Annotated in this window: 30 protein-coding genes and 1 pseudogene; 18 read left to right on the top strand and 13 right to left on the bottom strand. The window is 23.4% G+C overall.

Going from position 1 to position 25,004, the window contains the following annotated elements:
- The first annotated feature begins 6 nt into the window (after window positions 1-6).
- A complete protein-coding gene (locus tag AACL03_RS00765; protein WP_338959714.1) occupies window positions 7-1,005 on the top strand; it encodes an ABC transporter ATP-binding protein in 999 nt (332 codons plus the stop codon).
- A gap of 588 nt (window positions 1,006-1,593) precedes the next feature.
- Here AACL03_RS00765 and phoU read toward each other — a convergent pair.
- The 5 genes from phoU to rpmB all read right to left on the bottom strand — a co-directional run bounded on the left by phoU (window position 1,594) and on the right by rpmB (window position 6,625).
- Window positions 1,594-2,271 (bottom strand): phosphate signaling complex protein PhoU, encoded by a 678-nt coding sequence (phoU, locus tag AACL03_RS00760; RefSeq protein WP_174480791.1) that lies wholly within the window; start codon window positions 2,269-2,271, stop codon window positions 1,594-1,596.
- A 37-nt stretch (window positions 2,272-2,308) separates the two neighbouring features.
- Window positions 2,309-3,088 carry a phosphate ABC transporter ATP-binding protein PstB gene (gene pstB / locus AACL03_RS00755; protein ID WP_400255247.1) on the bottom strand — a complete coding sequence of 260 codons (780 nt, stop codon included), beginning with the start codon at window positions 3,086-3,088 and terminating at the stop codon, window positions 2,309-2,311.
- An 80-nt stretch (window positions 3,089-3,168) separates the two neighbouring features.
- Window positions 3,169-5,190, bottom strand: coding sequence for a phosphate ABC transporter permease PstA (pstA, locus tag AACL03_RS00750; protein WP_339038789.1), 2,022 nt, complete (start codon window positions 5,188-5,190; stop codon window positions 3,169-3,171).
- A gap of 14 nt (window positions 5,191-5,204) precedes the next feature.
- Window positions 5,205-6,170, bottom strand: a complete 966-nt coding sequence (locus tag AACL03_RS00745; RefSeq protein WP_338959705.1) for a PstS family phosphate ABC transporter substrate-binding protein — start codon at window positions 6,168-6,170, stop codon at window positions 5,205-5,207.
- A gap of 263 nt (window positions 6,171-6,433) precedes the next feature.
- Window positions 6,434-6,625, bottom strand: a complete 192-nt coding sequence (gene rpmB, locus AACL03_RS00740; RefSeq protein WP_252320665.1) for a 50S ribosomal protein L28 — start codon at window positions 6,623-6,625, stop codon at window positions 6,434-6,436.
- 218 nt (window positions 6,626-6,843) lie between these two features.
- Between rpmB and AACL03_RS00735 the strand changes: the two genes are divergently transcribed.
- The 3 genes from AACL03_RS00735 (at window position 6,844) to AACL03_RS00725 (ending at window position 8,476) form a co-directional block, all read left to right on the top strand.
- A complete protein-coding gene (locus AACL03_RS00735; RefSeq protein WP_252320667.1) occupies window positions 6,844-7,191 on the top strand; it encodes an HPr family phosphocarrier protein in 348 nt (115 codons plus the stop codon).
- Between the two features lie 109 nt (window positions 7,192-7,300).
- Window positions 7,301-7,822: a transcription elongation factor GreA gene (greA, locus tag AACL03_RS00730; protein ID WP_339038787.1), complete on the top strand. Its 522-nt coding sequence runs from the start codon at window positions 7,301-7,303 to the stop codon at window positions 7,820-7,822.
- Window positions 7,823-8,053: 231 nt separating this feature from the next.
- Window positions 8,054-8,476: a hypothetical protein gene (locus AACL03_RS00725; protein WP_338979630.1), complete on the top strand. Its 423-nt coding sequence runs from the start codon at window positions 8,054-8,056 to the stop codon at window positions 8,474-8,476.
- 1 nt (window position 8,477) lies between these two features.
- On the opposite strand, the gene AACL03_RS00720 is transcribed toward AACL03_RS00725, so the two are convergent.
- Window positions 8,478-8,681, bottom strand: coding sequence for a hypothetical protein (locus AACL03_RS00720; protein WP_338959696.1), 204 nt, complete (start codon window positions 8,679-8,681; stop codon window positions 8,478-8,480).
- A 215-nt stretch (window positions 8,682-8,896) separates the two neighbouring features.
- Here AACL03_RS00720 and AACL03_RS09950 point away from each other — a divergent pair.
- Window positions 8,897-10,142 (top strand): annotated as a pseudogene (locus AACL03_RS09950) (ISNCY family transposase).
- A gap of 141 nt (window positions 10,143-10,283) precedes the next feature.
- Here the strand turns inward: AACL03_RS09950 and AACL03_RS00705 are convergent.
- On the bottom strand, window positions 10,284-10,775 hold the full coding sequence (locus AACL03_RS00705; RefSeq protein WP_338980346.1) for a hypothetical protein: 492 nt from the start codon (window positions 10,773-10,775) through the stop codon (window positions 10,284-10,286).
- Between the two features lie 32 nt (window positions 10,776-10,807).
- The gene (locus AACL03_RS00700; RefSeq protein ID WP_339038780.1) at window positions 10,808-11,668 is read right to left on the bottom strand and encodes a hypothetical protein; all 861 of its coding nucleotides are present in this window, start codon (window positions 11,666-11,668) and stop codon (window positions 10,808-10,810) included.
- A gap of 130 nt (window positions 11,669-11,798) precedes the next feature.
- Here AACL03_RS00700 and AACL03_RS00695 point away from each other — a divergent pair, with 130 nt between their 5' ends.
- From AACL03_RS00695 to AACL03_RS00635, 13 genes are all read left to right on the top strand, one after another.
- Complete coding sequence (locus tag AACL03_RS00695; protein ID WP_339038665.1) at window positions 11,799-12,749, top strand: IS30 family transposase; 951 nt, start codon at window positions 11,799-11,801, stop codon at window positions 12,747-12,749.
- A 271-nt stretch (window positions 12,750-13,020) separates the two neighbouring features.
- The gene (locus AACL03_RS00690) at window positions 13,021-13,218 is read left to right on the top strand and encodes a hypothetical protein (RefSeq protein ID WP_339038778.1); all 198 of its coding nucleotides are present in this window, start codon (window positions 13,021-13,023) and stop codon (window positions 13,216-13,218) included.
- Window positions 13,219-13,256: 38 nt separating this feature from the next.
- A complete protein-coding gene (locus tag AACL03_RS00685) occupies window positions 13,257-13,454 on the top strand; it encodes a hypothetical protein (protein WP_339038776.1) in 198 nt (65 codons plus the stop codon).
- A 15-nt stretch (window positions 13,455-13,469) separates the two neighbouring features.
- Window positions 13,470-13,628: a hypothetical protein gene (locus AACL03_RS00680; RefSeq protein WP_338959443.1), complete on the top strand. Its 159-nt coding sequence runs from the start codon at window positions 13,470-13,472 to the stop codon at window positions 13,626-13,628.
- 40 nt (window positions 13,629-13,668) lie between these two features.
- Complete coding sequence (locus tag AACL03_RS00675) at window positions 13,669-13,857, top strand: hypothetical protein (protein ID WP_174481134.1); 189 nt, start codon at window positions 13,669-13,671, stop codon at window positions 13,855-13,857.
- 1 nt (window position 13,858) lies between these two features.
- Window positions 13,859-14,044: a hypothetical protein gene (locus AACL03_RS00670; protein WP_174480219.1), complete on the top strand. Its 186-nt coding sequence runs from the start codon at window positions 13,859-13,861 to the stop codon at window positions 14,042-14,044.
- 17 nt (window positions 14,045-14,061) lie between these two features.
- Entirely contained in the window at window positions 14,062-14,436 is a 375-nt protein-coding gene (locus AACL03_RS00665; RefSeq protein ID WP_339038774.1) for a hypothetical protein, read from the top strand.
- Window positions 14,437-14,454: 18 nt separating this feature from the next.
- The gene (locus tag AACL03_RS00660; RefSeq protein WP_339038772.1) at window positions 14,455-15,639 is read left to right on the top strand and encodes a hypothetical protein; all 1,185 of its coding nucleotides are present in this window, start codon (window positions 14,455-14,457) and stop codon (window positions 15,637-15,639) included.
- A gap of 14 nt (window positions 15,640-15,653) precedes the next feature.
- A complete protein-coding gene (locus AACL03_RS00655) occupies window positions 15,654-17,372 on the top strand; it encodes a hypothetical protein (RefSeq protein ID WP_339038770.1) in 1,719 nt (572 codons plus the stop codon).
- Window positions 17,373-17,375: 3 nt separating this feature from the next.
- The gene (locus AACL03_RS00650) at window positions 17,376-19,727 is read left to right on the top strand and encodes a hypothetical protein (RefSeq protein ID WP_339038768.1); all 2,352 of its coding nucleotides are present in this window, start codon (window positions 17,376-17,378) and stop codon (window positions 19,725-19,727) included.
- A 4-nt stretch (window positions 19,728-19,731) separates the two neighbouring features.
- The gene (locus AACL03_RS00645) at window positions 19,732-19,854 is read left to right on the top strand and encodes a hypothetical protein (RefSeq protein ID WP_255495924.1); all 123 of its coding nucleotides are present in this window, start codon (window positions 19,732-19,734) and stop codon (window positions 19,852-19,854) included.
- 18 nt (window positions 19,855-19,872) lie between these two features.
- Window positions 19,873-21,120 (top strand): hypothetical protein, encoded by a 1,248-nt coding sequence (locus tag AACL03_RS00640; RefSeq protein WP_339038766.1) that lies wholly within the window; start codon window positions 19,873-19,875, stop codon window positions 21,118-21,120.
- Complete coding sequence (locus tag AACL03_RS00635; RefSeq protein WP_339038765.1) at window positions 21,065-23,098, top strand: hypothetical protein; 2,034 nt, start codon at window positions 21,065-21,067, stop codon at window positions 23,096-23,098. The genes AACL03_RS00640 and AACL03_RS00635 overlap by 56 nt, the downstream gene beginning before the upstream one ends.
- A 58-nt stretch (window positions 23,099-23,156) precedes the next feature.
- Here AACL03_RS00635 and AACL03_RS00630 read toward each other — a convergent pair whose 3' ends face one another.
- The 5 genes from AACL03_RS00630 to AACL03_RS00610 all read right to left on the bottom strand — a co-directional run bounded on the left by AACL03_RS00630 (window position 23,157) and on the right by AACL03_RS00610 (window position 25,004).
- Window positions 23,157-23,438 carry a hypothetical protein gene (locus tag AACL03_RS00630; RefSeq protein ID WP_339038764.1) on the bottom strand — a complete coding sequence of 94 codons (282 nt, stop codon included), beginning with the start codon at window positions 23,436-23,438 and terminating at the stop codon, window positions 23,157-23,159.
- A 17-nt stretch (window positions 23,439-23,455) separates the two neighbouring features.
- Window positions 23,456-23,641: a hypothetical protein gene (locus AACL03_RS00625; RefSeq protein WP_281748210.1), complete on the bottom strand. Its 186-nt coding sequence runs from the start codon at window positions 23,639-23,641 to the stop codon at window positions 23,456-23,458.
- Between the two features lies 1 nt (window position 23,642).
- Window positions 23,643-23,831, bottom strand: a complete 189-nt coding sequence (locus AACL03_RS00620; RefSeq protein ID WP_339038762.1) for a hypothetical protein — start codon at window positions 23,829-23,831, stop codon at window positions 23,643-23,645.
- 146 nt (window positions 23,832-23,977) lie between these two features.
- Window positions 23,978-24,805 (bottom strand): hypothetical protein, encoded by an 828-nt coding sequence (locus tag AACL03_RS00615; RefSeq protein WP_339038760.1) that lies wholly within the window; start codon window positions 24,803-24,805, stop codon window positions 23,978-23,980.
- 1 nt (window position 24,806) lies between these two features.
- On the bottom strand, window positions 24,807-25,004 hold the full coding sequence (locus tag AACL03_RS00610) for a hypothetical protein (RefSeq protein ID WP_339038758.1): 198 nt from the start codon (window positions 25,002-25,004) through the stop codon (window positions 24,807-24,809).

Below are 25,004 nucleotides of genomic sequence, written 5' to 3'. Positions count from 1 at the left end.
AAAAACATGAAAAATGATAAAAAAAACACTAAAAATTCAAGTGAACAAGTAACTAAAAATAAGTTAGAATCTAGTTTTACAAAGAAGTCAGTATCTAAAACCGAAGGTACAATACCACCAGTAACTCATAAATCTCATGATAAACCAGAATCAAAGGAAGAAATAGAAGCTAATAAAGCTAAATTACAAGCTTTTAAAGATAATCAAAAAGCAATTAAAAAATTAACAAAAACTCATTCAAAAGAAATTTTAGCAGGTAAAATTATATCAATGACTAATAATACTCCTGATACTCAAACTAATGTTATTGAATTATTTGATGTTAAAAAATCTTACTTAACTGGAGACTTAGAATATGAAGTATTAAAAGGAGTTAATTTAAAAATTAAATTAGGTGATTTTGTTGTTATCTTAGGACCATCGGGAAGTGGTAAGACAACATTATTAAATATTATTTCGGGATTGGATAAACCTAATACTGGTGATGTTTTTGTGGCCGGATACAATTTATCTTTATTAAAAGATAGTCATTTAACTAAATTTAGACGAGATAATGTTGGTTTTATTTTTCAACAATACAATTTATTAACTAACTTAACTGCTCGTGAAAATGCTGAAGTTGGTGAAAATCTTGCTAAAAATAAAAATATGAGTATTGATGATATTTTTCAAGTTATTGAAATGGATGAACATATGAATAAGTTTCCAAGTCAATTATCAGGTGGACAACAACAAAGAGTATCGATTGGTAGAGCACTAGCAAAAAATCCGACAATTTTATTTTGTGATGAGCCAACAGGAGCACTTGATGAGGAAATGGGGCGTAAGGTGTTAGAAATTTTATTGGATGTTAATCGAGAATATAAAACATCAATTATTATGGTTACTCATAATCCTAACTTCCAATATGTTGCAAATACTGTTATTAACGTTAAAAATGGTAAAATTATTAGTGTAAAGAATAATGAAAAACCAATGAAACCAAATGAAATAAATTGATCATAAGAAAAGGGTATAGATGGGGGTTGATTTAATAAATATAAGAAAAATGCATAAAAATATGCATTTTTCTTATATTTATATAGAGTAAATACTTGTATAAAGAAAAAAATATTAAATTATAAGAATCTAATAGAAAATACTATATTTTATTTAGTTTAATTATTTTTTAGAAAGAAAAAGGTGCAAGGTAATGAGTATTGGTTTAATTACATTTATTATATGAATATGTTTAGTAATTTGAATAGTGTTTTTAATTTGAGGTATAAGTTTATGTAATAGTAATAATGCATTAGGCATCATATTATTATTTTTAACATTAAATTTAATTGGTTTAATAATAGGAATTTCTTTATTATATAATAAAAATAAGCAAAATATAGATAACAAAAAAAATATTAATAGTAATATTAAAATAGAAGAATTAAGTTAAACATTCCTTTTTAGAAATTTTAATATTAAATTAAAAAATCATACCTTAATTTAATACAATTAAAAATAAAATAATAATAAGTATTATCATATTAAAGTATGACTTAAAAATATTTAAATGAAACTTGCAAAAAAGTAATTATTTTAACACTGATTGATAAATTATTCAGATATTTTTGTTGAAGATAAATCATAAAATTTACCTTTAATAATATATACTATTGTTTCACAAATGTTAACTAAGTGATCACCTAGTCTTTCAATATATTTCAACTGTTGCATTGTTGATGTATATTGAGAGAGTTGATCATTATTTTTGTTTACTTTTAACATATTGACAATGTTTTTCATTGATTCACGAAAACGATTATCAATATCAATATCATATTCTGCTGCTTGATAAGCTTTGTTAATATCATTTTCATTTATAGATTCACCAATTAAATCCATCATTTTAAATACTTTTTTCATTAATCCTGATAATTGAGATGTTAATTTAATTTCTGGTTTATATTTGACATTAAATTTGGATAAATTTTTAGCATAATTTGAAATACGTTCTAAATCACGAATAATATTCATATAGCCAATAATAGTACGTAAGTCAGTAGCAAAAGGATTTTGTTGAGCAATACTTCAAATTGCAGTAATTGTTAAACTTTCAGCGACTGTTCTAATTTCTTTATCGGTTTCAACAATTCTTTTTGACATGTCAAAATCTTGTGTTTCCATTGCTATTAAAGCGTCTTTATGTTCTTTTTTTACTTCTTTTAATAAAGTTAATAAGTTTTGTTTTAAATTTATGATATCTAAATCAAATCTACGGTTAATTATTTTCATTTTTTCCTCCTTTCTCTATAATTAATTATATATATTTTTAACCAAATCTGCCGGTAATATAATCTTCTGTTCTTTTATCTTTTGGTCGTGAAAATATTTTTTTAGTATTATTATATTCAATGACTTCTCCATTTAAGAAAAAAGCAGTTTTATCAGAAATTCGTGCTGCTTGTTGCATTGAATGAGTAACAACAATAATTGTAAAGTCTGATTTTAAATCATTCATTAAGTCTTCAATTTTAGATGCGGCAATCGGATCTAGAGCTGAAGTTGGTTCATCCATTAATAGTACTTCTGGTTTTAGGGCAATAGCACGAGCAATACATAAACGTTGTTGTTGGCCGCCTGATAATGATAATGCTGAATCAAATAAGTGTTGAGCAACTTCATCTCATAAAGCCGCTTTTTTTAAAGCATCTTCGACAATTTGATTTAGAATCTTTTTGTTTTTAATGCCTTGATTTTTTGGACCATATGCAACATTATCATAAATTGACATTGGAAAGGGATTAGGTTTTTGAAATACCATTCCAACTTTAGTTCGTAATGAAATAATATTTTTTTTATTTTCATAAATATCTTCATTATTGAATAATATTTGTCCATTAATTTTAACACCATCAATTAAATCATTCATTCTATTTAAAGTTCGTAGTAATGTTGATTTGCCACAACCACTTGGTCCAATAAAAGCGGTTACTTGATTACGACTTATTTCTAAATTTATATTAAATAAAGCCTGTTTTTTACCATGATTATAGAAGAAATTTAAATTTTTAATAGTAAAAACATAATTACTTTTTGGAATATTTTCTATATTTGATAAATTATTTGATTTGTTATTTGGTTTTTTCTTAAATTTATCTTTCACTTTTAAAAAGTAAGGTTTAATCACATTTACTTTTCTTTTTTTATTGCTATTCGCTGATTCTTTCTTGCTTTCATTTTTTCTTTTAATAATTCAATTGAGCATTTTGTTTTCACCCCGATTCCTGTTGTTAAACTTTTTTCAAAATGTTTTGCTATAAAATTTAAAATAAATATTAGTATAACTGTTATTAGTGCTGTTTGGTACATCATTCCTAATTTATTAGGGTCATTTGATTCTTTATTAACTAATAAAATATGGGTTGTTAAAGTTTGTCCTGAACTTAAGAAACCTTTATTGGGAAAAGCAACAGTGCTTCCTAATGTTAGATAAACTGGTGCTGATTCACCAATAATTCTACCCATTGATAAAATCATACTAGTAATAATGCCACCAATGGCAGCTGGAATAACTACTTTTCTTATTGTTTCAAATTTACTAGCACCTAGTGCTAATGATGCTTCACGGTATTCAATAGGTACTGATTTTAATGTATCTTCTACTGCTCTAATAATAAGTGGTAAAATAACAATTGTTAATGTTAAACTAGCAGCAATTGCTGAGAAACTTATTTGTAAGAAAGTAATAAAAAAAGTAAATCCAAACATACCAAAGATAATTGATGGCGTAGAAGATAAGGTATTTAGCACAAAACGTAATATTGAAGCAAATCAACCATTTTTGGCATATTCGTGAAGATAAATTGCGCCAATAATACCTAATGGCATAGCAATAGTAATTGTTGTTAATACCAATAAACATGTCATTGTGATAATTGATAAGTAACCTTCATCACCGGTTGTTCAAATTAAAGCTGCAAAATTAAAATTGAAAACGCTACTACCAGCATTACCACTAATGTTGAAGATACCATTAATAATAATATCACCAATAATTCAAATAATTAATCCCATAGTAATAAAACAAGCTAGCCCCATAAAGAATAATCGAAAATAGTCTTTAAAGTGTTTTCAGCCTTGATTTTTAATAGTTTTTTCACTAATAGTTAACATTAGTTGATTATCAGATAGATTTATTTTTTTTAAATTATAATTTCGTGGTTTTTTATGACCTTTTGCTTTTTTATCACTACGTTTATAAATTATTAAAACAATAAAGTTAATGATTGAAACTATAATAAATAAAAATAAACCAATTCCATATAATGCTGATATTTGTTGAGAACTAACTGCTTCTCCAATTTCTAGTCCAATTACTCCCGCTAAAGTAGAAATTGAACTAAATAAAAATGCAAGTGGACCATGTGCAAAATTGGGGGTTAGAGTACTATTACCAGCAATCATGACAACGGCCATTGTTTCACCAATGACTCTTCCAAATCCAAAAATTATTGCACCAATGATTTTGGTTTTTGCCGCTTTAAAAATGACTTTAAAACTAGTGTCAGTCCTGCTAATACCTAGTGCTAATGATGCATATAGATAAGATTTTGGTACTCTAGTAATAGCATTAACAGATAATGAAATAATTGTTGGTAATGCCATCATTGATAAAATAAAACTTGCTGTCATCATATTTTCTTTGGTTGGTGCTCCCATTTTTACAAAAATAGGACCAATGGTCATTAAACCAAAAGCACCAAAAACAACTGAAGGAATACCAGATAATAATTCTACTAAAGTTAATGTTGTTTTTTTTCATTTTGGTGGTAAAAATTCACATATAAATAATGATGTTAGTAAACTTAAAGGAACAGCAAGTATCATTGAAAATAGCGCAACTCAAAAAGTGGCAACGATAAAGGCAATAATACCAAAACTATTAGCACTAGGTAATCATTTACTATTTCCTAACATTTTAAATCAATTTAGAAAACTCATATTACTAAATGTTTGACCGATAATAAAACCAATTAATAATGAAGCGGCAATTAGTGCTAATGAAGATATAGACAATACACAAATTTTAGCAATCAAATCATAAGTATGTTTTTTTTGTTCACTAATAAAAACATTTTTTGGATCATGATTTTTATTAAAATGATTAAAAGTTATTTTATGTCAAAACTTTTTAAAAGATTTGGATTTCATTTATTAATACTCCTTTATGGAAATTTCCTTAATCACTGATTTAAATCATTATTCAATTCGTCAGTTAATGGTACTGCTGATTGTGCGTACTGAGCTTCTGAAAAAGCAGGAACTACGTATTCGTTATGACCTGGATAGTCAGGAATAAACAAGAATTTTAGAAATTTAACTAAAGTATTAATTTGTTTAAAATTTTTATTTATTAAACCTGTAAATGGTCGTGATAACTGATAAGTACCATTTTTAATGGTATCTAAACTTGGAACAATTTTTTCTCAATTAGCAATATGAATAGTAGCGAATTGTTTATTCGAATCTAATTGTTTTTTATCTGAATATGAACTATAGCCAACACCACCACTAGACATATTAAACATTTGTGTACTTGAATTAACGGTTATTGCTTGTGGATAATATGCTTTTGAATCACCCAGAACTTTTTCATTAAAAACATCTCGTGTTCCTGAACCATTTTCTCTAGTATAAGGTAAAATTTTGAGGTCACAAGTTGGTTTGATTCAACCTTGATTTGGTTCTGAAGTATTTTGTGGAAATAAATCTCTTCAGAAAATAGGTGATTTCGATAAATACATTTTTTTTACTTTATCTTGTGTAAAATTTAGAGGTTTATCATTACCTAAGAATTTTTGTGGTAGATTATAAACTAGAATCATGCCATCTTTTGATAAAACAAAAGAAATTAAATTATTATCAGGAGTTGTATATTCTTTTGAAAGTCAGCCAATACCAAACATATTTTTATTAACGGGAATTACTGCTGCATCTGAACCTAAACTGTTATAAGTAAAATCTGCTTCTTTATGATTATCAGGATAGTCTTCCATTAATGTATGCATTAAAGGTGCTACTGAAGTTGAACCGCCCATAATAAAATAGGGTTTATGACTAACTAAAGTTACAATAAAAATACTAATCATTGTGATTAATCAAAATAATGACAAAATTCTTTTTTTTAGCATATAAATCCACCCAACTGAGAGTTTTTTTTATCATACACGTATTATAACAATATAATTGATAAAAACTAGAAAAATTATTTCATTTTTATAAAAAATGTAGGTTCTAGACTATATTATTAATATTTTTTTAGTAATTAAAAAATGGTACTACTAGTTAACTTAATACCATTTTATTAAATATTTTTTTAATATAAAAAATAAAAGAAAAGTATTTCTCTTTTATTAGTATTCTTTATTTATATAATTCAAAAGATAAAATAACTTTATTTTTTATTATCTAAAGCATTATTTTTCTTTAAAGTTTTTAAAGTACGAGCACTAATCATTAAAGTTTTTCCACCAATTTTTACTGGTTGTAAGTTTGGATTTCATTTTCTTCTAGAAGAGTTCATCGCATGCGAACGGTTGTTACCAGCTAGTGGACCAATACCACTTAAAGCACATTTTCTTGCCATAGTTATTTTCTCCTTATTAATGTTTTAACTAATAAATAATACCATATTTATTTATTTATTTTAAAAAAAATTAAAATTTATTTGTAAAAAATTGAATATTTACTAGGACATTATTTTAATAAGAAAAATTTAAATTATATATTTTTTTTAAAAAAATAAAAAATATGTTATAAATAAACTATATTATACAAATTTTTAAGAAATCTTGGAGGAAAAAAATGAATTGTATTATTTATGCTGTGCAAATTGATGATGAAAAAAAGATTGGTTTACATGCACGACCAATAGCCAAAATTGCTGCTGCTATTAGTAAGTATAAAAATATTGAGGTAGAAGTCATTAAATTACCTGATAATGCAGATATTACGAAGCCAGTAAAACTTACTGGTAATGAAACTAAAGTTAAAGCTAAGTCAGTTCTTAATTTTCTAGGTTTACAAGCAAAAAATTTTAGTAAAATTGCTTTTATTATTACAAAAATGGATGAAAAAGAAGAAGATAAAAAACTTGAAGAAGTTAAAACAGAAATTATTTCTTTATTAAAAGAAGAAAAATTAATAAAGTAAATGGTTTTAAAAAAAGTATTCAAAAGAATACTTTTTTTAAAACCATTTATCCTTATGATATAATTATTTACGTTCTTAAAATATTAAATTATATAAATGGAGGCATTTAATGAGCGAAATTAACAAAAATAAAGAAATAATAATTTCAGAACAAGGTTTAGAAAAGTTAAAAACTGAATTATATAAACGAATTAATGTTGAACGTGAATCGATAAAAGAACGATTAAAAGCAGCTAGGGCTGATGGTGATTTATCAGAAAATGCTGATTATACTAGTGCGCGTGAAGAGCAAGGTAAAAATGAAGCACGCATTCAAGAACTTGAAACGATTATTACTAGTGCTGTTATTCTTGAAGAACAAAAACAACGTAAAAATAGTAATATCAAAGCAGTTCGTGTTGGTAGTTGAGTAACAATTGTAAAAATTAAAGATGGTAAAATTGTTTCTGATTCAGAAAAAAAATTTAAAATTGTTGGAAGTATTGAAAGTAATCCATTTGAAGGATTAATTTCTAATGAGTGCCCATTAGCAGTATCAATTATGAATTGTGTTGTTGGTGATATTGGTGATATTAAAGGTATTAAAGAAACATATAGGGTAAAAATTATAGAAGTAAAAAATCAATTATAAATAATTTAATTAAAAATGATCACTATTTATTAGTGATCATTGGGAGATTGTCAAAAATCCGGAATAAATTAAAACATATATAGTCTTATTATGCTTAGACAAGAAATAATTTGGATTTTTATGAAATTGTATTTAAATAATATAATTTTTTTCAATAAATTGCAACTAAAATACTTATAATTAAGTTATCTAGGTGTTAAACTTATTGTAAAAGTTAAGGAGAATTTAAAGATGAAACTTAAAGCAATTAAAAAATTACAGTTAATAACTGTATTACTATTTGTTTTAACTATTTTAATAACTATTATTGCTTTAATATTAATTGGTATTTCAAATTTTAGTTATAATAATTATGAACAGATTAAAATTACAAATGGATTTAATATTTTAAAAATTTATAGTACATATTTTATTTTATGTCATTGTGCAAATCATATATGTTTATTTCATATTTTTCAAAATAATGATAATTATTATAATTGAATTCAATTGCAAATTGGAGTTATTTTATTAATAATAGTGATGCCGATTTTTATATTTATAATTATAGCATTAGCTTTTTTCATTATTGGCTTAAAAAGAAAAATAAAAAATAATAATTTTTGAGATGCTATTGCAAATTGTGAAATAATAAGTAATTATTACATTCATTAAATTATGTTTCTAAATTTATCTTATTACATTTAAAAATAACCATTTTAATGTAAATCAAAATATTATATGTTCTATTACCAAGCATTTCTTTTAAAACATGTCAAATATTAGTTTCTGTAAAACAACCAATATTTCATTTTGCACCTTGATTTTCAATACCTTGTTTATTATTTTTAAAATATTTTTTCTTTATTTTTGGGAGCATACCGATGTTGTCAATAATATTCAAATTTGTCTTTAAATTATAAGTTTAGACGAGAATAATTTAGACTTCAATATGCAATTGTAAGTTAATCTTAACACTTCAAAAATATTAGTCAACAATAATACTTACTTTTTGTCATTATTTAGTGATAATTTCCTATTAGTTATCGAGCAAAAATTTCCCAAAAGTAAAGTTAAATATACTTGGTGATAAATATGGAAAGAAGCATGACTATGAAAGAAAAATATAAGTTTAATATTATAAATGACATTATTATTAATAAATTATCTAAACATCAAGCTAAGAATAAACTTAACCTAACTATTAGAAGAATTAACCAATTAATTCAAATTTTCAATAGAGAAGGTAAAGTTGGTTTTATTCATAAATCCCGAAATAAAATTTCTAATAAAACAACAAATTTTGAAATCAAAATTAAGATTATAAATTTATATAAAACCAAATATTATAATTTTAATTTTCAACATTTCCATGAGAAATTAAACAATGAAGAAAAAATTAAAATTTCATATAGTACACTTTATACTATATTAATTAAAGAAAAAATTACTTCACCAAAAAGACATAAAAATAAGAAAAATAACTTGCATCCTACAAGAAACCGAAGAACAAATTTTGGTGAATTAATTCAAATGGATGCAAGTAATCATCATTGATTTGGTAAGGATAAACCAAAAGCTTTTTTACATGCTGCAATTGATGATGCTACAGGAAATATTGTCGGACTATGATTTGATCATCAAGAAACATTAGATGGTTATTATAATGTTTTTTATCAAATTTTAACTAAATATGGCATACCAAAAACATTTTATACTGATAATAGAACAGTTTTTGGATATAAAAAAACAAATCGATGCTGGCAAAATAAACACGGAAAATGATACTTATACTCAATTCCAAAAGTCTTGTAATGATTTAGGTGTTGAAATTATTAGAACTTCCATTCCACAAGCTAAGGGTAGAATCGAACGCTTATTTGGAACACTTCAAAGTCGCTTAATTAGTGAACTTAGACTTAATAAAATTAAAAATTTAGAAGAAGCTAATCAATTTCTTAAAATATATATAAGTATTTTTAATAAGCAATTTGCCTTACCTATTGATAATAATAAATCTGCTATGATTAAAGCTCCAAACCAAGAAGAAATAAATATTTATCTTTCAAGATTTTCTAAAAGAAAAACGGATAGTGGTTCAACTATAACATATTATGGTAAAAAGTATTTTCCTTATAAAAATAGCAAAGTTCAATACATACAACCTAGAACTGATGTAATTGTACTTAAATCGTTTATTAATGAGTTATATCTTAGTTATAATCATCAAATATATGAATTAAAAGAAATAGCACCAAAACCAATTATCAAAGAAGATTTGATAAAAACTAAAAAGGTTTATATACCAAATAAAAACCATCCTTGAAGATATGGATACTAATAATACCAAATTAAAATTAGATAAAATTCTTTTTATAAAAGATTATTTTTGTGAATACTTAACTATATAAAATTTTAAATCGTTTGTCGAGCAGCAAATTTGATGCCTTAAAATTGATTTTAAAGATATAAAAAAATAAAATTATACACCACCAATAGCACAAGCACCAGAAGCCATTGTTGTAATACCACCAACAACATTACCAATTATGGGAATAGTATTTAAAGCACCATTAACAATAGTTAATGTGTTTTCACAATTTAAATTTGATTTATTTTCTAGATTTAGAAGTCTGTTGTCAAGTTCATTAACTTGTTTTTTTAAAGTTTCAAAATCTGCTTTGATTCCTTGAATATTTTTGTTTAATTCATCTAACTTTAATTCATGTTCAATTAAAGTTGAAATATAACTTCAATCTCTTATATAACCTTTTATTATTTCTTTTTCTTGTCTTTTTCAATTATATAATGCTTGAGGATTAAATGTTTTAGAATTATTGATTGCTTGTGGTAAAGTAGAATTTCATTCATTTATATGTGCAAATCATTGTTTAACTTTTGAATCATTTGCTATAATATTTGAAATTTCATTAAATTTATCTTGTGTTACATAGGTAAAAGTTGGTTTTGTCAAACCATAAGAATAGGGACTAAAAGTACCAACAATTATTTTTTTTCAAAATAGCCAATAAAGTGTGAGTAATTAGATTTATCCAATAAATAAACTTCTGATAATTTAAAATTATGATATTTTTTCTTTATGGCACTTTTAATTTCGTTATCAACGTTATGATTAATTTTTCCTAAATTAATTTTTATATCTTTATTTCAATCTGGAAAATCATTTTCTAAATTATCAAGACGATTATTTGGATAATATTTCTCATCTTCTGTTATTATTCTTACTGATTCAAAATCAAATCAATTAAATGGTTTTTCATAAAGTACAATTTCTATACGTTCTTTTCTAGAACTATCTGTATATACTTTTTCAATTTTTGAAAAATTATCTCAAATTGTTTTACCTACTTGTTGTATTTCTTTTCATGTTCATGGAAAAATTGCAGTAATTGAAATATCATTAGAATTATATCGTTGCATCATATCCTCTTTAAATTTTTCGCCAAGTTCTCATGCAGGATTATCTTTTCAATAATGATAATCAGCTATTATTCCTTCAAAAGTTTTTGGTGTAAATGAACAAGTTACTTTACCTCAACTACCCCTTATTTCGTTTTTACCATTTAATGTTCTTTTTAATCGATTTCTGTGTTTTTCATGACGATGTTTATTCATATTTATTTTGCTATTTGTTGTTGGGTTGTTAATAATAAAATCTGTTTGATTATTACTTGCAAAATTTAATTGTTGATTTACTAAATCTAAACTAGTCGTATTTTTTCTAACTCAATTTTTAATATTTGAATTATCAATTGACTTACCATTAATACCTTGTATTTTATTATTTAAAAGTGGAGCAGTTAATACTCACAATTTAAATCAATAACTTGGACTAAAATATTTCATAATTTTGTTCTCCTTTGAAAGTAAATGCTGAGTTATACTTGTAAGTGCAAGTAAATAAAATTGCAAAAAATTCTCATATAAAAATTTCATAATGCTAAATTTAGTTTAGAAAAAAGTAAGGAGTTTTTATATGAGTTATAAACATCTTGGCATAGATGAAAGAATTTATATTGAGAATCAATTGAAATTTAAATTTAAAATTAGTGAAATAGCTAAAAATCTTAATCGAAGTATTAGTACTATTATTCGAGAAATTAATAGAAATAAAGATAATAATCATTATTTTTCATTAATTGCACAAAATAAAGCTGAAAATCGAAAACAATCACATATTAGTTTTCATAAGTTTAAAAATAAGAATTTAGTAAAATATGTACAACAAAAATTACTATTAGGTTGATCACCTGAACAAATTTATGGCAGAATTAAAAATTTTCATAAAGAATGAGTTATTAGTTTTAAAACAATTTATACTTGAATTTATTTTGGAATGCTTGATAAAGTTACTAGTAAAAATTTAAGAAGAAAAGGTAAAAAACGAAAATCTAAAGAAAATCGTGGCAAGTTTAATGGTAAATCAATTAAAGAACGAGATATAAATGTTAATGATCGTATAACACTTGGTCATTGAGAAGGAGATACTATAGTATCATCACGAGGTAAAAGCAAATCATGTTTAATAACTTTAGTTGAAAGAGTATCACGATTTACTTTAGCAATATTAGTTAAAAACAGAACTACTAAAGTTATTAATAAAAATGTCAGTTATTATTTATCAATTCTTCCTAAAAACATTGTTAAAACTATTACTTTTGATCGTGGCAAAGAATTTTCAAATTGACAACAACTTGAAAAAAATTTAGATGTAAAAATTTATTTTGCCAATCCATATTCACCTTGACAAAGAGGTACTAATGAAAATACTAATGGTTTAATTAGAGAAAAATTTCCTAAAAAATTTATTTTTTCAAAAACTAATAAAAATGAAGTTCATAAATTTATATTGTCTTTAAATCAAAAACCGAGAAAAATACTAAATTATCTTTCACCAATCGAATATTTGGATAGAAAAATAATTTAGTTGCACTTACCTTTACAATTTAGCATTTGGTAAAAAATTAGGTTTAGATATTTGAAATTTAAATCAAAGACCAAATACAAAAACTAAATTAATTAATAGTAGTAAAAAAATACTATTAGGTTTAGGAATAATTGGTTTAGCAAATTATAGTAAATGAACTGAAAATAATATTAATCCTATTATTCCAACAACACCAACTCCAATAACTACTACAACTACAACTGAGGGTCCTCCATGATTATTATTAAATAAGCAAGAAAATCAGTCATTAATGGATTGAGATACTTATATTTCATTAAATGCTTATGGTATATCAAATCTTATTAATGGATTAACGGAGTTAGTACCTAATAAATTTGAAACAATAAGAAAGATTTGTAATATGGCTACTGGTGGATGTTTAATATCAAGTGGTGTTGCTATGGGTATTAATAATGATTTTATAATGCTTATGCAGTACCTACCATAATTGCTGGTGCAAGTGAAATTATCCATAATTTAATACCTATGGAAACTACAAATCATAATGAAGAAATGCAAGAAACATCATTTAATGATGAAACTGCAAGATTAATTAATGACAATAGATTTACTATTAATAGTGAAACTGCAAGTCAATATTATGGTAGTGATAATATGAGCGAAGTACCATTAAATAATGATAATGCTTCATTAAATTGAGATTACAATCACATGAGTTTATAAGGGAGGTGAAAAGCAATGAATAAAGAAAAAATTATTGAATATTATAATAATGAAATTCAGACATATAAAGAAAGATTGGAACAATTAAATAAAGAAATATCTGTATTAGTAAAAATTATAAGTAATTCACAGTCAATGATTGAAAGAATTAATGGTGGTCAATTTGATGAATAATTAAAAATTAAAAATAAATAGTTGAAAGGAAAATATTGAAATGAAAGAATTTTTACATGAATTAATAATTATTGGAACAAGTGTTGGAACATTAATTTGCAGAGAAATTATTGTTTTATTAAAAAGATTTATCACAACTCCAAAACATGTTAGAGCAAATAACAAAATTATAAAACATCAAAAAAAATTAGCAAAATTAAATGAAAAAATTAATAAAGGAGAAAAATAATATGACAAAAATTGAATTTAATGAAAAATATAGAAAACAAGATATCAGTATTGATAGAGATTTTGATTTACATATTGATAATTGTTTTAAATTTTCTGATATCAATACATTAGAAAATGCTGTTAATGATTATAAAAAACTAATAAGTGAAATGCCACAATTAGTTAAAGATTGATTACTGGGATAAGATTAGGAGAATGTTAAATGTTAGAAAATGAAGATAATGTTCAACAAACAACTGAACCTTTAACTGAAAATAATGCTCAACAAGAAATAGAAAATAAAGTTAATGAAGCAGAAAATAAGTTAAATAAACTTAATCAAGAAATTAAAGAAAAAGAAATGATTAATATATTTAAAAAATATCAAGTTAAAACTGAATTTTATGATTATTTAAAATTTAAAACTAATAATTTAGAAAATTCAAAAATTGAAGAAACTATTAAAAAAATGATTAAAGAACAACCAGTATTTAAAGAAACAATTAATACAGGTGGCAATAAACAAATAATTATTAATAATAAACCAAATGATAAAGAAAATTTTTTAATTAATTATAAAAAGAAAAATTATTTATAAACGAAAGGAAGAAATAAAATGTCAGTACCATTTAATCAAAATTTAGACAATACAGAGAGATTAGTAGAAGCACCAGAATTTATAGAGTTTTTTAAAATTTCAAATAGTCCATGGGCAAACTTTTTCCCTACTGAAATTGTTGACTCAGTAAATATTGAGTTTATTGTTAAAAAACCAAAAAAACCAGAAGTTAAAATTATTGCTTGAGATGATAAAAGTAAAAGATATGAATTACCATATGTTGATACAGATAAAATTAGTAAAAAAATAACTAAAAAATATCTTGCAGGAGAAATGATTGGTGAAGTTGATTTATTTGCAGATAATGGGCAAAATTTACTAGAAAGTATGCAATATGAAGTTGCAAATGATTTAGCAGATAAATTGGCAATTGATGATACACAAGCAATTGCAAAATTTGCTACTAAAATCGATATTGAAGATACAACACCAGTAGGCTATTTAAAATCAATGTTATCTGCTTGAAATACTTTGTTTCAATTTAGAAATATTGCAAATAGTAAATTTTTTATTACTAATGGTCTTTATGATAGTTTAGTTTATTTAGCAGATAATAAAGGTTTAATTACTGATAATCAGTTGGCACAACAATTACGTTTAAATGGAAATAATTTATATGTAAAAGGTGTATTATGTGAAATCGTTCTTGATGACTATATGGTTTTTACTAATGATAAAAATGAACAACAATTAATGACCTTTATTTTAGCAACACCAAGAGCAATGAAAAGATACATGATAGAAAATACAGTTATTTATGTAGATTTTATTAAAGATGATAAAGCAGGAAGAGCATATAAAGTTGCTGGTGAAGTTGTTGGAGAAGCAATACCATATATTTCTAATAATGAAACAACATCAAGATGAATGTTATGTGGAGTTATTAAAACAGAAAAAACTGATTTAAAAACTAAAATTACAAGTTTAACAATTGATATTACTGCAAATGTTAATAACAATAATAGTGAATTAAATACACAAATAAAAAGTACTAATGAACTTAAATCATTAAATCCAAATTTAACAAATCCAACTATTAAATATTTTAGTGATGCACAAGGAAAAACTAATGTAAGTAATCAAAAACAAAAAGCCGGTGACTTATATATAACTATTACTGCAAATGTTAATGACTTAAATTATAAAGGAACAACAAATCAAATTAAAATAACTCTTAAATAAAGGAAATTAATACCATGCCAATCGGTACAACTAATACAGCAATACTTTTAAACATAAATAAACCCAAACATACTAGAATAAGTAAACAACAAGAACATAAAAGTTGATGATGAGAAATTTTAGAAATGATTGGTGTACAAGTAATAGCAGTAGCACTTGCTCCTTTTACTGGTGGATTAAGTGAAAGCGTAGCCCTTGGATTAGGTGCAAGTGATTTAGTTGCTAGTATTAGTGCTGTTGGTGTAGAATTTTTAACTGATTTTACTATTAATCAAGTTTATGATTATTTAAAAGGAAATGTAACAAAATTAAATACTTTCTTTAATATACTACCTGCATTTGCTGGACTGAATAAAATTAGTCGTGGTTATCGTACAACTAAATTTATTAAATTAGCACAAGAAACTAAAACATTAGAACAAGTTGGTATTAAAGAAGTAAAAAACTTACAAGAAATTATTAGTCAAGTAGGTGGAAAAGAAATTTTAACAGATAAAATTATTGGTAATAAACGTTATTTAATGAATTATAGTTTTACTCCTAATCGTGAAACAGTATTACGAGATTTAGGTTATGTTGCTGAAAGACAATATAAAAATAATTTTCAAAAATTAGAAGCACAGGAGTTAAAAGATTACTTATTATTACAAAATACATTAATAAAATTAAGTCCACAATTAACTCCTAAATTTAAAATCAAAGATATTGAAAAAGCAAATAATTTTTTAAAAAAATATAATACTGATTTAAAAAAAGTATTATCTATGAACCAACATGATTGATTAAATTTAGTTCATACAATACACACAGAAAATAGATATGGAAAAACTTTAATTTTGGATTTACAAAAAATTCGTGCTAATGCTATTAAATTTGATTTTAAAAATAATGTTATTCATCAACTTGTTTTAAAAGCAAATCAAAGTTTTAAATATTTTGATATTAGATTTTATTTAAAAAAAGGTTTAAATAAATTTTGAAAAGATACACCATATTTTGAAAAAATAAGAGAAAGTATATATAAATTACAAGAAAAATTTGAAAAGTTAGAAAAACAAGCATTTGAAAAAATTAATAAATTAAAACAAAAAGCAACTGATTTATTTACTAGTGCAGAAAAAAGAACAATTAAACATGCACAATTAATTCCATTAAATTCACCAGTATTTATGGGTTGTAAAATTCAACCTTTATCATTAGATAAATGTGCAATTACTATTTATCATCGCAATCCTAAATATAAACCAATTACAGTTGTTGATAGTATTCTTAAAGCAAAAACTTTTGTTACTCAAATACATCCATTTCATTGATATCGTTGATATAGTGGTTGATACATGGGTTATGGTATTAATCGTAATAAATGATTAAAAGCAATAGCATTTGCTCCACCAGTGGTGCAACAAATAATTAGAGATAGTTTTAAAGTATATAGAGAAATATTTAGAATAATAAGAACTTATCATAAAGTAGTAAATGTTATTAATAATCCTATTGAAAATATTAACAAATCATTTAAAAATGTTGGTTTAAAATTTTCAGTAAATACTTTATTTGGTACTGGATTATTACATCATTTAGAAAAGTTTGCATATAGTCAAGTTGTAGCAAAAAGTAAGAAAAAATTAAAAAAAGGCAAAAATAAAATACAAAAAGAAATTGAACATATAACACATAAAAAAACAAAAAAACATACTCATCATTATAAACAAGCATTTTTTAAGGAATGATAAATTATGATTAATAAACTTTGAACTGATGTCAGTCTTGAAAATTATAATAACTGATATCCATTAACTGGAAAAATTACAAAAACACCACAGCAATATATACAAACATGACCTAATGTTAATGATTGATTTAAAACTTTTGCTATTCGTGCTCAAAATGATATTAATGCTTATCTTGATTTTATTTTATCTAAATTTCCTTTTGATAGTTTTAAAGATGAGTTAATTAAAGAAACATTAAGAGATATGGTTTATGTAATGGTTGAACATTGAGTATTTAATCGTACACCAATTGAATTTAATGTTGATGCTACTATTCAATTTAATAATGGTAGTCAATTTAGTGCAAATAGTACTCCTACAATTAATGTTTGAGATTTAGCACCTAGTAGAATGAAAATATGAGCAAGATTAACAGAATTAAAACAAATATTTTCAAGTTATAATGATGATGAAATAGATGTTGAAAAAATTGACTTAAAAGCATTTTATACTAGAAATCAAGTTGATGAATTAATTGAACAACAAAAAGAATTTACATTATCAAAACAAATTAAATTATATGATGATTTAGTTGATGATAATGAAAATGAAATATACAGAGGTCCTGTTAGTAAATTTGTTAATAAAGGTTATGTTGCAACAGAATATGATCCAAAAACTGAAACTATGATTTTAGATTGACCTAATGAAATTGGAACATTACCACCTGATGTTTTACAAAACAATCCACAAATTGGTGATTATACACATGCACCAACTTGTGATTTTTCTGCTAAACAACAAAAACGAATTACTACAAATGAAAATGAAATTACCAAATTAAATAGTGAATTAATTAAAGCAAATGAAAATATTAATGATGTTAAAAATAATTGATTTAATATTGAAACTAGTCCCTTATGAAAAAAAGTTGAAAATAATAATATAGAAACATTTAAATGATATTTTATTAAAATCAGTTATCAATATTCAACAGAAAATAACTTTATGAAATTTTATAAAGTAATTAAAATTTATTTAAATAATATTTTTCATGAATTTGAATTGTTAAATGTTGATTCCATGACTTATAAAGAACAAATACAAAATAAAAATATTTTAAATATTGGAACTATTTACTATAACAATAGAAATAAAACATTTAGTGGTGGCGGTAATTCTTATCCTGAACGTGGAAAAATTAATTTAATTGGTGATATACAAGAAATATATCAATATATAGGAAAAGGTGCACCAACTGAATTTATAGCAGAAGAAAATACTGAACGTGATTATTATACAAAACTAGAAACTAATAATTTATTAGATAAAAAACAAGATAAATTAATTGCTGGTACTAATATAACTATTGATGAAAATAATAAAATTAGTGCTACTGGTGGTAAAGTAGATTTATCTGATTATTATAAAAAAGAAGAAGTAGATAAAAAATTAGAAGATACAAAAGCACAATTTCCGATTGCATTTCAAATAAATGCTCTAAGTCAAGAAATTCCTAATTTAAAAACTACTGATAAAACTATTGCTGGGGCTATTAATGAAAATAAAACTAATATTGATAAAAAGAAAGATAAAGAAAATTGAGTTGTAATAGGAAATAGAGTTGATAATAGAACATGAAGTAATTTTGATATTAATCTTGGTAAAACATATCGTGTATTTATAACATGAGAAAGACTTGCACCATTACAAAATGGTTATCCATTAATGTTATTGTTTAAATCAGCACAAGCAGTTGGAACTGGTACGTGAACTCTTATTATTGGTAAAATTGATAATAAAGAAGCTTCTTTAATTCTTAATGCTGATTATACTAAGGTTAATAAATGAAGTTTATTTATTAAATGTGAAATTGATGGTGGTGCTATATTTAATTTTGAGGAATTAAAAGAAAATACTTATCAAATTACTAGTGATACATTAGATATTACTTCACCAAGTGTAATTAATATAGATAAACCAATTAAAATTAATTCAAAAAGTTTAGAAACAAATGAAATAGAAGAAAATAATTGAGATATTGAATTAAAAAATAATCCAACACCAAGTCCAAATATTCCACAATGAAAAGAAGTTGGAACAAAAGAAGATAATAAAACTATTAAGTATAATTTTATTAAAAATAAAAGATATCGTATTTATTATAATTTTACTCCTACAAATGATAATACAAAATCTTCTTGAATATGTACAGAATTTATATATGTTAATACAACACAATATTTAAATTGTATGATTACACAAGATTATATTTATATTTGATTACAATTAAATATATATAGTATATTTTTAACTACTGCACCATATCCACATTTATATGGAAAAATTTTAAAATTAGAAGAATTACAGGAATAATATTATGTTTTTTAAAATTATAAAAATTATTTTAGGTTTAATAGGAGTAATTCTATCATCTGCAACTGCTGGTTTAATTATATTTATTATTGTAAAAATCATATTAAAAATTAATCAAATATTTTAAAGAAAGGTGGTGAATATTATGTTAAGTTTATTTAAAAGAAAAGATAAAAGCAATATTAATGATAATCAAAGTGAAAAATTAAAATTTTTAACTAATAAAAATAAAAGTACACATGCTTCTATTTTAAATTATTTTGGTTTTAATGATTTTAACCATGAAACTTATTTTACTGATTTTGTAGCAGAAAATAATGCTAATTTATATAATGCTCCATTAGAAATTAATAATGAAACCATTAAACAATATTTAATTCAACAAGAATTTTATAGAAAAAATTGAAATTCTATTTTTAAATTAAGTAAATTAGGAATTAGTGGTTATTTAATTTATATTGCAAATGATAATTTATATTTTCAAGTAGTTGACATACAACAAAGAGTTTATGATATTACTGGTAAATTAATTCAATGTACTATTTTTTATGATAATTATGAACAAAATGCACAAACTGTAAGATTATTTGAAGTTTATACATTAAACAATGAACAAGTAACAATTAATCGTGCAATTTATAGTATTAATGATACTAAAAAACAAAATAAATTAGATTTTAAATCATACATTAATAATCCCAATTTAGTACAAGAACAAATACTAAATATTAATTATATACCAATAGCAATTATGAGAAATAAAGCAAATGAACAAGCAGATTGTGAAAAAGTAATGGATAAAATTAAAGCACTAGATGTTATTTATGAACAAATTGTTTTAGATACTATTTTAAACTCACCTAAATTTATATTTAGTCAAACTTATGGTAATGTTCAATCAGCATTAGAAGAAGCAGTAAGAACTTTGGTTACTAAAAACTACATATTTAAAAGTGGTGGAGATAATAATGAACAAAACGAAAATATCAATATGACAAATAGTAATTTTAAAGGTAAAAATTTAACTGATATATATGATTGAAATGTTAATGAAATATTTAAACGTTGTGGTATTCATATACCAAGTCAAAAGAAATCAGCACAACAATCAGTTCCAGAAAGTACAGCAGTTAATATTTCAACCATTAATTATATTGAACAAAAATTATGACAATTTAATATTGATATTCTTAAATTTATTCAAATATTAGTACGTATGGATAAAGATTTATTAAATAGTAAAACATTTAACATTAATGATGAACAAAAAATTAATAATTTAACAGTTAAATTAAAATTATTTAACCCCGAAAATAACCAATTAATAGGAGATAACAATGGAAAACAACAACAAACCACAAACGAAGTTTCCTCAGAAACAGAAACAAACTAAACTTAATCAAGCAGAAATAGAAAATGATTATTTAATCGATAATATCCCTTATGACTTTACTAATATGATGCGTGCTACTAGTGACCCAGACATTAATAGAGCATATGATGAATTTAAAAAAAGAACAATTTATATTTATGAAATTGAACGTTTATTTAAAAACAATGAAAATAATAGTTTAAGATTTTCAGCAAACACTATTAAAATAGGTTTTATTGATATTGATAAAGTATTAAAAACTATTGCAGTTGAAACATCTGATTTTACTATGCAATTAAATCAAAGAGCAAGTACTAACATTAATGATAATACAATTGAATATAGTATGACTGATATTAAAAATTTAATTTTTCAAGAAATAAATTTATTAAATCAATTTAAATTATATGCAGTATCTATTAATGAACCATTAACTGAAAATAACATTGATAATTTATATATTATTAATAATTATTCACAACCTTATCAAAATCCAAAAACTAGAAGCACTAAAAGTATAACTATTATTAAAATTAAAGATTTTAAAACAAGAGATGGTTATCCAATCATTATTAAATTACAAAAACCATTAGATAAAGATACCAAAGTAATTGGTTTAAAAATTAAAGCTCCTAGAAGCATGATTTTTGGCAATATAAAGGTACTTGGTGAAGTTGACAATATGGAAGTATACCCAAAGTTATTTGTGAAAGATAAGATAGCATTTCCACTATTATCAATGCCTATTGAAACTCAACCAAAAGTTAGAATATTACAACAATGATTTAGTAAACAAATATTACCTTGAAATTTAGCAAAACAATTTATTGGAAAAGAAAAATCAGTTTTAGATTTAATTGCTATTGGTGGAGGTACTGAAACAAGAAAAGAAATTATTAATAATGCAAGAGTAACAAATGCTAAAATTGGTTATGATGTTACTAAAAATTCAAAAGTATGACCCTTATCTGATGAACTAGAATTAAAAGATACAAAATTAGAGTCATGATTTTTAGCAGGTAACTATAATTTATTTATTTCTACAACAAATAAATTTCATGATGTTGAATTAGAAATAAATGATAAACCACCAATTGATAGTTTACAACAGTTATTACTAGATATGCTAAGTTATACATATAACTACAATAGAAATTTTGAAGGTGCTAAATATAATGATAAAACTGGTAAACCCGATAATGATATAGCAAAATTAAGAGCAAAATTTGAAGGACAAAAACCCGAAGAAGTAATAACCAATTTGTTTAAACAATGAGAATTAGATTATCCAAATTACATAAATTTACTACAAGTGAAAATATTTAAACAAATATTTATAATGTTATCAAAATATATTTATTCAAGTATGTCAATTAATAAAGGTTTAAATGATGATAATAAAATTTTATTACCTTATTTTTTTGAATTAAAATCAAAACCAATACATCAAAATGAAAATAAAATTTGAGAGTATAAAGATATAAAAGTTATATTACACTCTTCATATTTTGATTTGACTGATATTAATAATATCAAATTAAAAAGTAATGATATTAGTCAAAATGAATTATTTAAGTTAGATGATAATCAATTTAATTGATTATCTATAACTAATGAATTAGAAAGTAACAATATACCTTCATTAATTCCTGCTGATTGAACACTTGGTAATGGAGAATACGGAAAATACTTTACAAGAACAATTATTGAAAAAAATAAAATTGAAAATGTTTTAAATTTATATGGTTCAAATAAATCACAATTATTTTCAAAATTAGAATTTTATAAAGAAATTTTACAAATTAATAATAATAACGAATTTGAATTACAAATAGAAAATCCGATTAATAATTTAAATCGGATTGAAATTAGTGGCATATTTGGTGCTGGAAATTATGATTTAATTTTAATGACAGATAAGCAAGAAATAAATTTACAAAATATTAATTTATTTGATAAATATAACGAAAATATTTCTTATATAAATTTAGAGATATAATTATTCAAAATAATTATTTGTATAAGTACCATCTCATTTTACATCTTCATCATGATGTTTAAATTTTAAATACTGGTTGCTCTTTAATCATTTTTTTAATAGTTTCTTCAATTTTTGAATTTTCTAAATTATTAGTTTTAAATTTTAAATAATCATAAAATTCATTTTTAACTTGATATTTTTTAAATATATTAATTATTTCTTTTTCTTTAATTTCTTGATTAAGTTTATTTAATTTATTTTCTGCTTCATTAACTTTATTTTCTATTTCTTGTGAAGAAGCATTATTTTCAGTTAAAGGTTCAGTTGTTTGTTGAACATTATTTTCATTTTCTAACATTTAACATTCTCCTAATCTTATCCTAATAATCAATCTTTAACTAATTGTGGCATTTCGCTTATTAATTTTTTATAATCATTAACTGCATTTTCTAATGTATCAATATCAGAAAATTTAAAACAATTATCAATATGTAAATCAAAATCTCTATCAATACTGATATCTTGTTTTCTATATTTTTCATTAAATTCAATTTTTGTCATATTATTTTTCTCCTTTATTAATCTTTTCATTTAACTTTGCTAATTTTTTTTGATGTTTAATAATTTTGTTATTTGCTCTAACATGTTTTGGAGTTGTGATAAATCTTTTTAATAAAACAATAATTTCTCTACAAATTAATGTTCCAACACTTGTTCCAATAATTATTAATTCATGTAAAAATTTTTTCATTTGAATATTTTCCTTTCAACTATTTATTTTTAATTTTTAATTATTCATCAAATTGACCACCATTAATTCTTTCAATCATCGATTTTGAATTACTTATAATGCTTACTAATAAGGCCATTTCTTTATTCATAAATTATTCACCTCCTTTATAAACTCATGTGATTATAATCTCAATTTAATGAAGCATTATCATGATTTAATGGCACTTCGCTCATATTATCACTACCATAATATTGACTTGCAGTTTCACTATTAATAGTAAATCTATTATCATTAATTAATCTTGTAGCTTCATTTGTAAATGGTGTTTCTTGCATTTCTTGATTATGATGTATAGTTTCAATAGGTAATAAATTATGGATTATTTCACTTGCACCAGCAACTATGGTAGGTACTGCATAAGCATTCATAAAATCATTATTTATACCCATAGCAACACCACTTGAAATTAAACAACTACCAGTAGCCATATTACAAATTTTTCTTATTGTTTCAAATTTATTAGGTATTAACTCAGTTAATCCACTAATAAGATTTGATATACCATAAGCATTTAAACTAATATATGTATCTCAATCCATTAATGACTGATTTTCTTGCTTGTTTAATAGTAATCATGGTGGACCTTCTGTTGTAGTTGTAGTAGTTATTGGAATTGGTGTTGTTGGAATAATAGGATTAATATTGTTTTCAGTTCATTTACTATAATTTGCTAATCCAATTGTTCCTAAACCTAAAATAATTTTTTTAGAACTATTAATTAATTTAGTTTTAGTATTTGGTCTTTGATTTAAATTTCATATATCTAAACCTAATTTTTTACCAAATAATAAACTATTAATTGAACCTAATACTGGATTTGCAATTACTTGACCATAATAAGCACTTGTACCAATCATTGCACAAATTGGACTTATTCCAGTTCTAATTAATTTAGTTAAAGTATAATTTGATTGATTTTCTATACTTGGCATTTTATTTTCCTTTAATTTGTTTTAAATCATTTAATAGTTCTATAAATTTTTTCATCTCTTTTGAATGATAATCAATGCTTCAATAATCATCATTTCAATTAAAAATTATATGTGTATCTGAATGTAAAAATTCAACATTATCAATAAAAAATAATTTTTCATCTACATTTCATTTAATTAAAAATTCGCGTTTAGTCAT

This window comes from Spiroplasma endosymbiont of Andrena trimmerana (assembly GCF_964019575.1).
Classification (GTDB): Bacteria; Bacillota_I; Bacilli_A; order Mycoplasmatales; family VBWQ01; genus Spiroplasma_E.
Note: the sequence above shows the minus strand (reverse complement) of the source record. Positions and strands in the feature narration are given on the sequence as shown.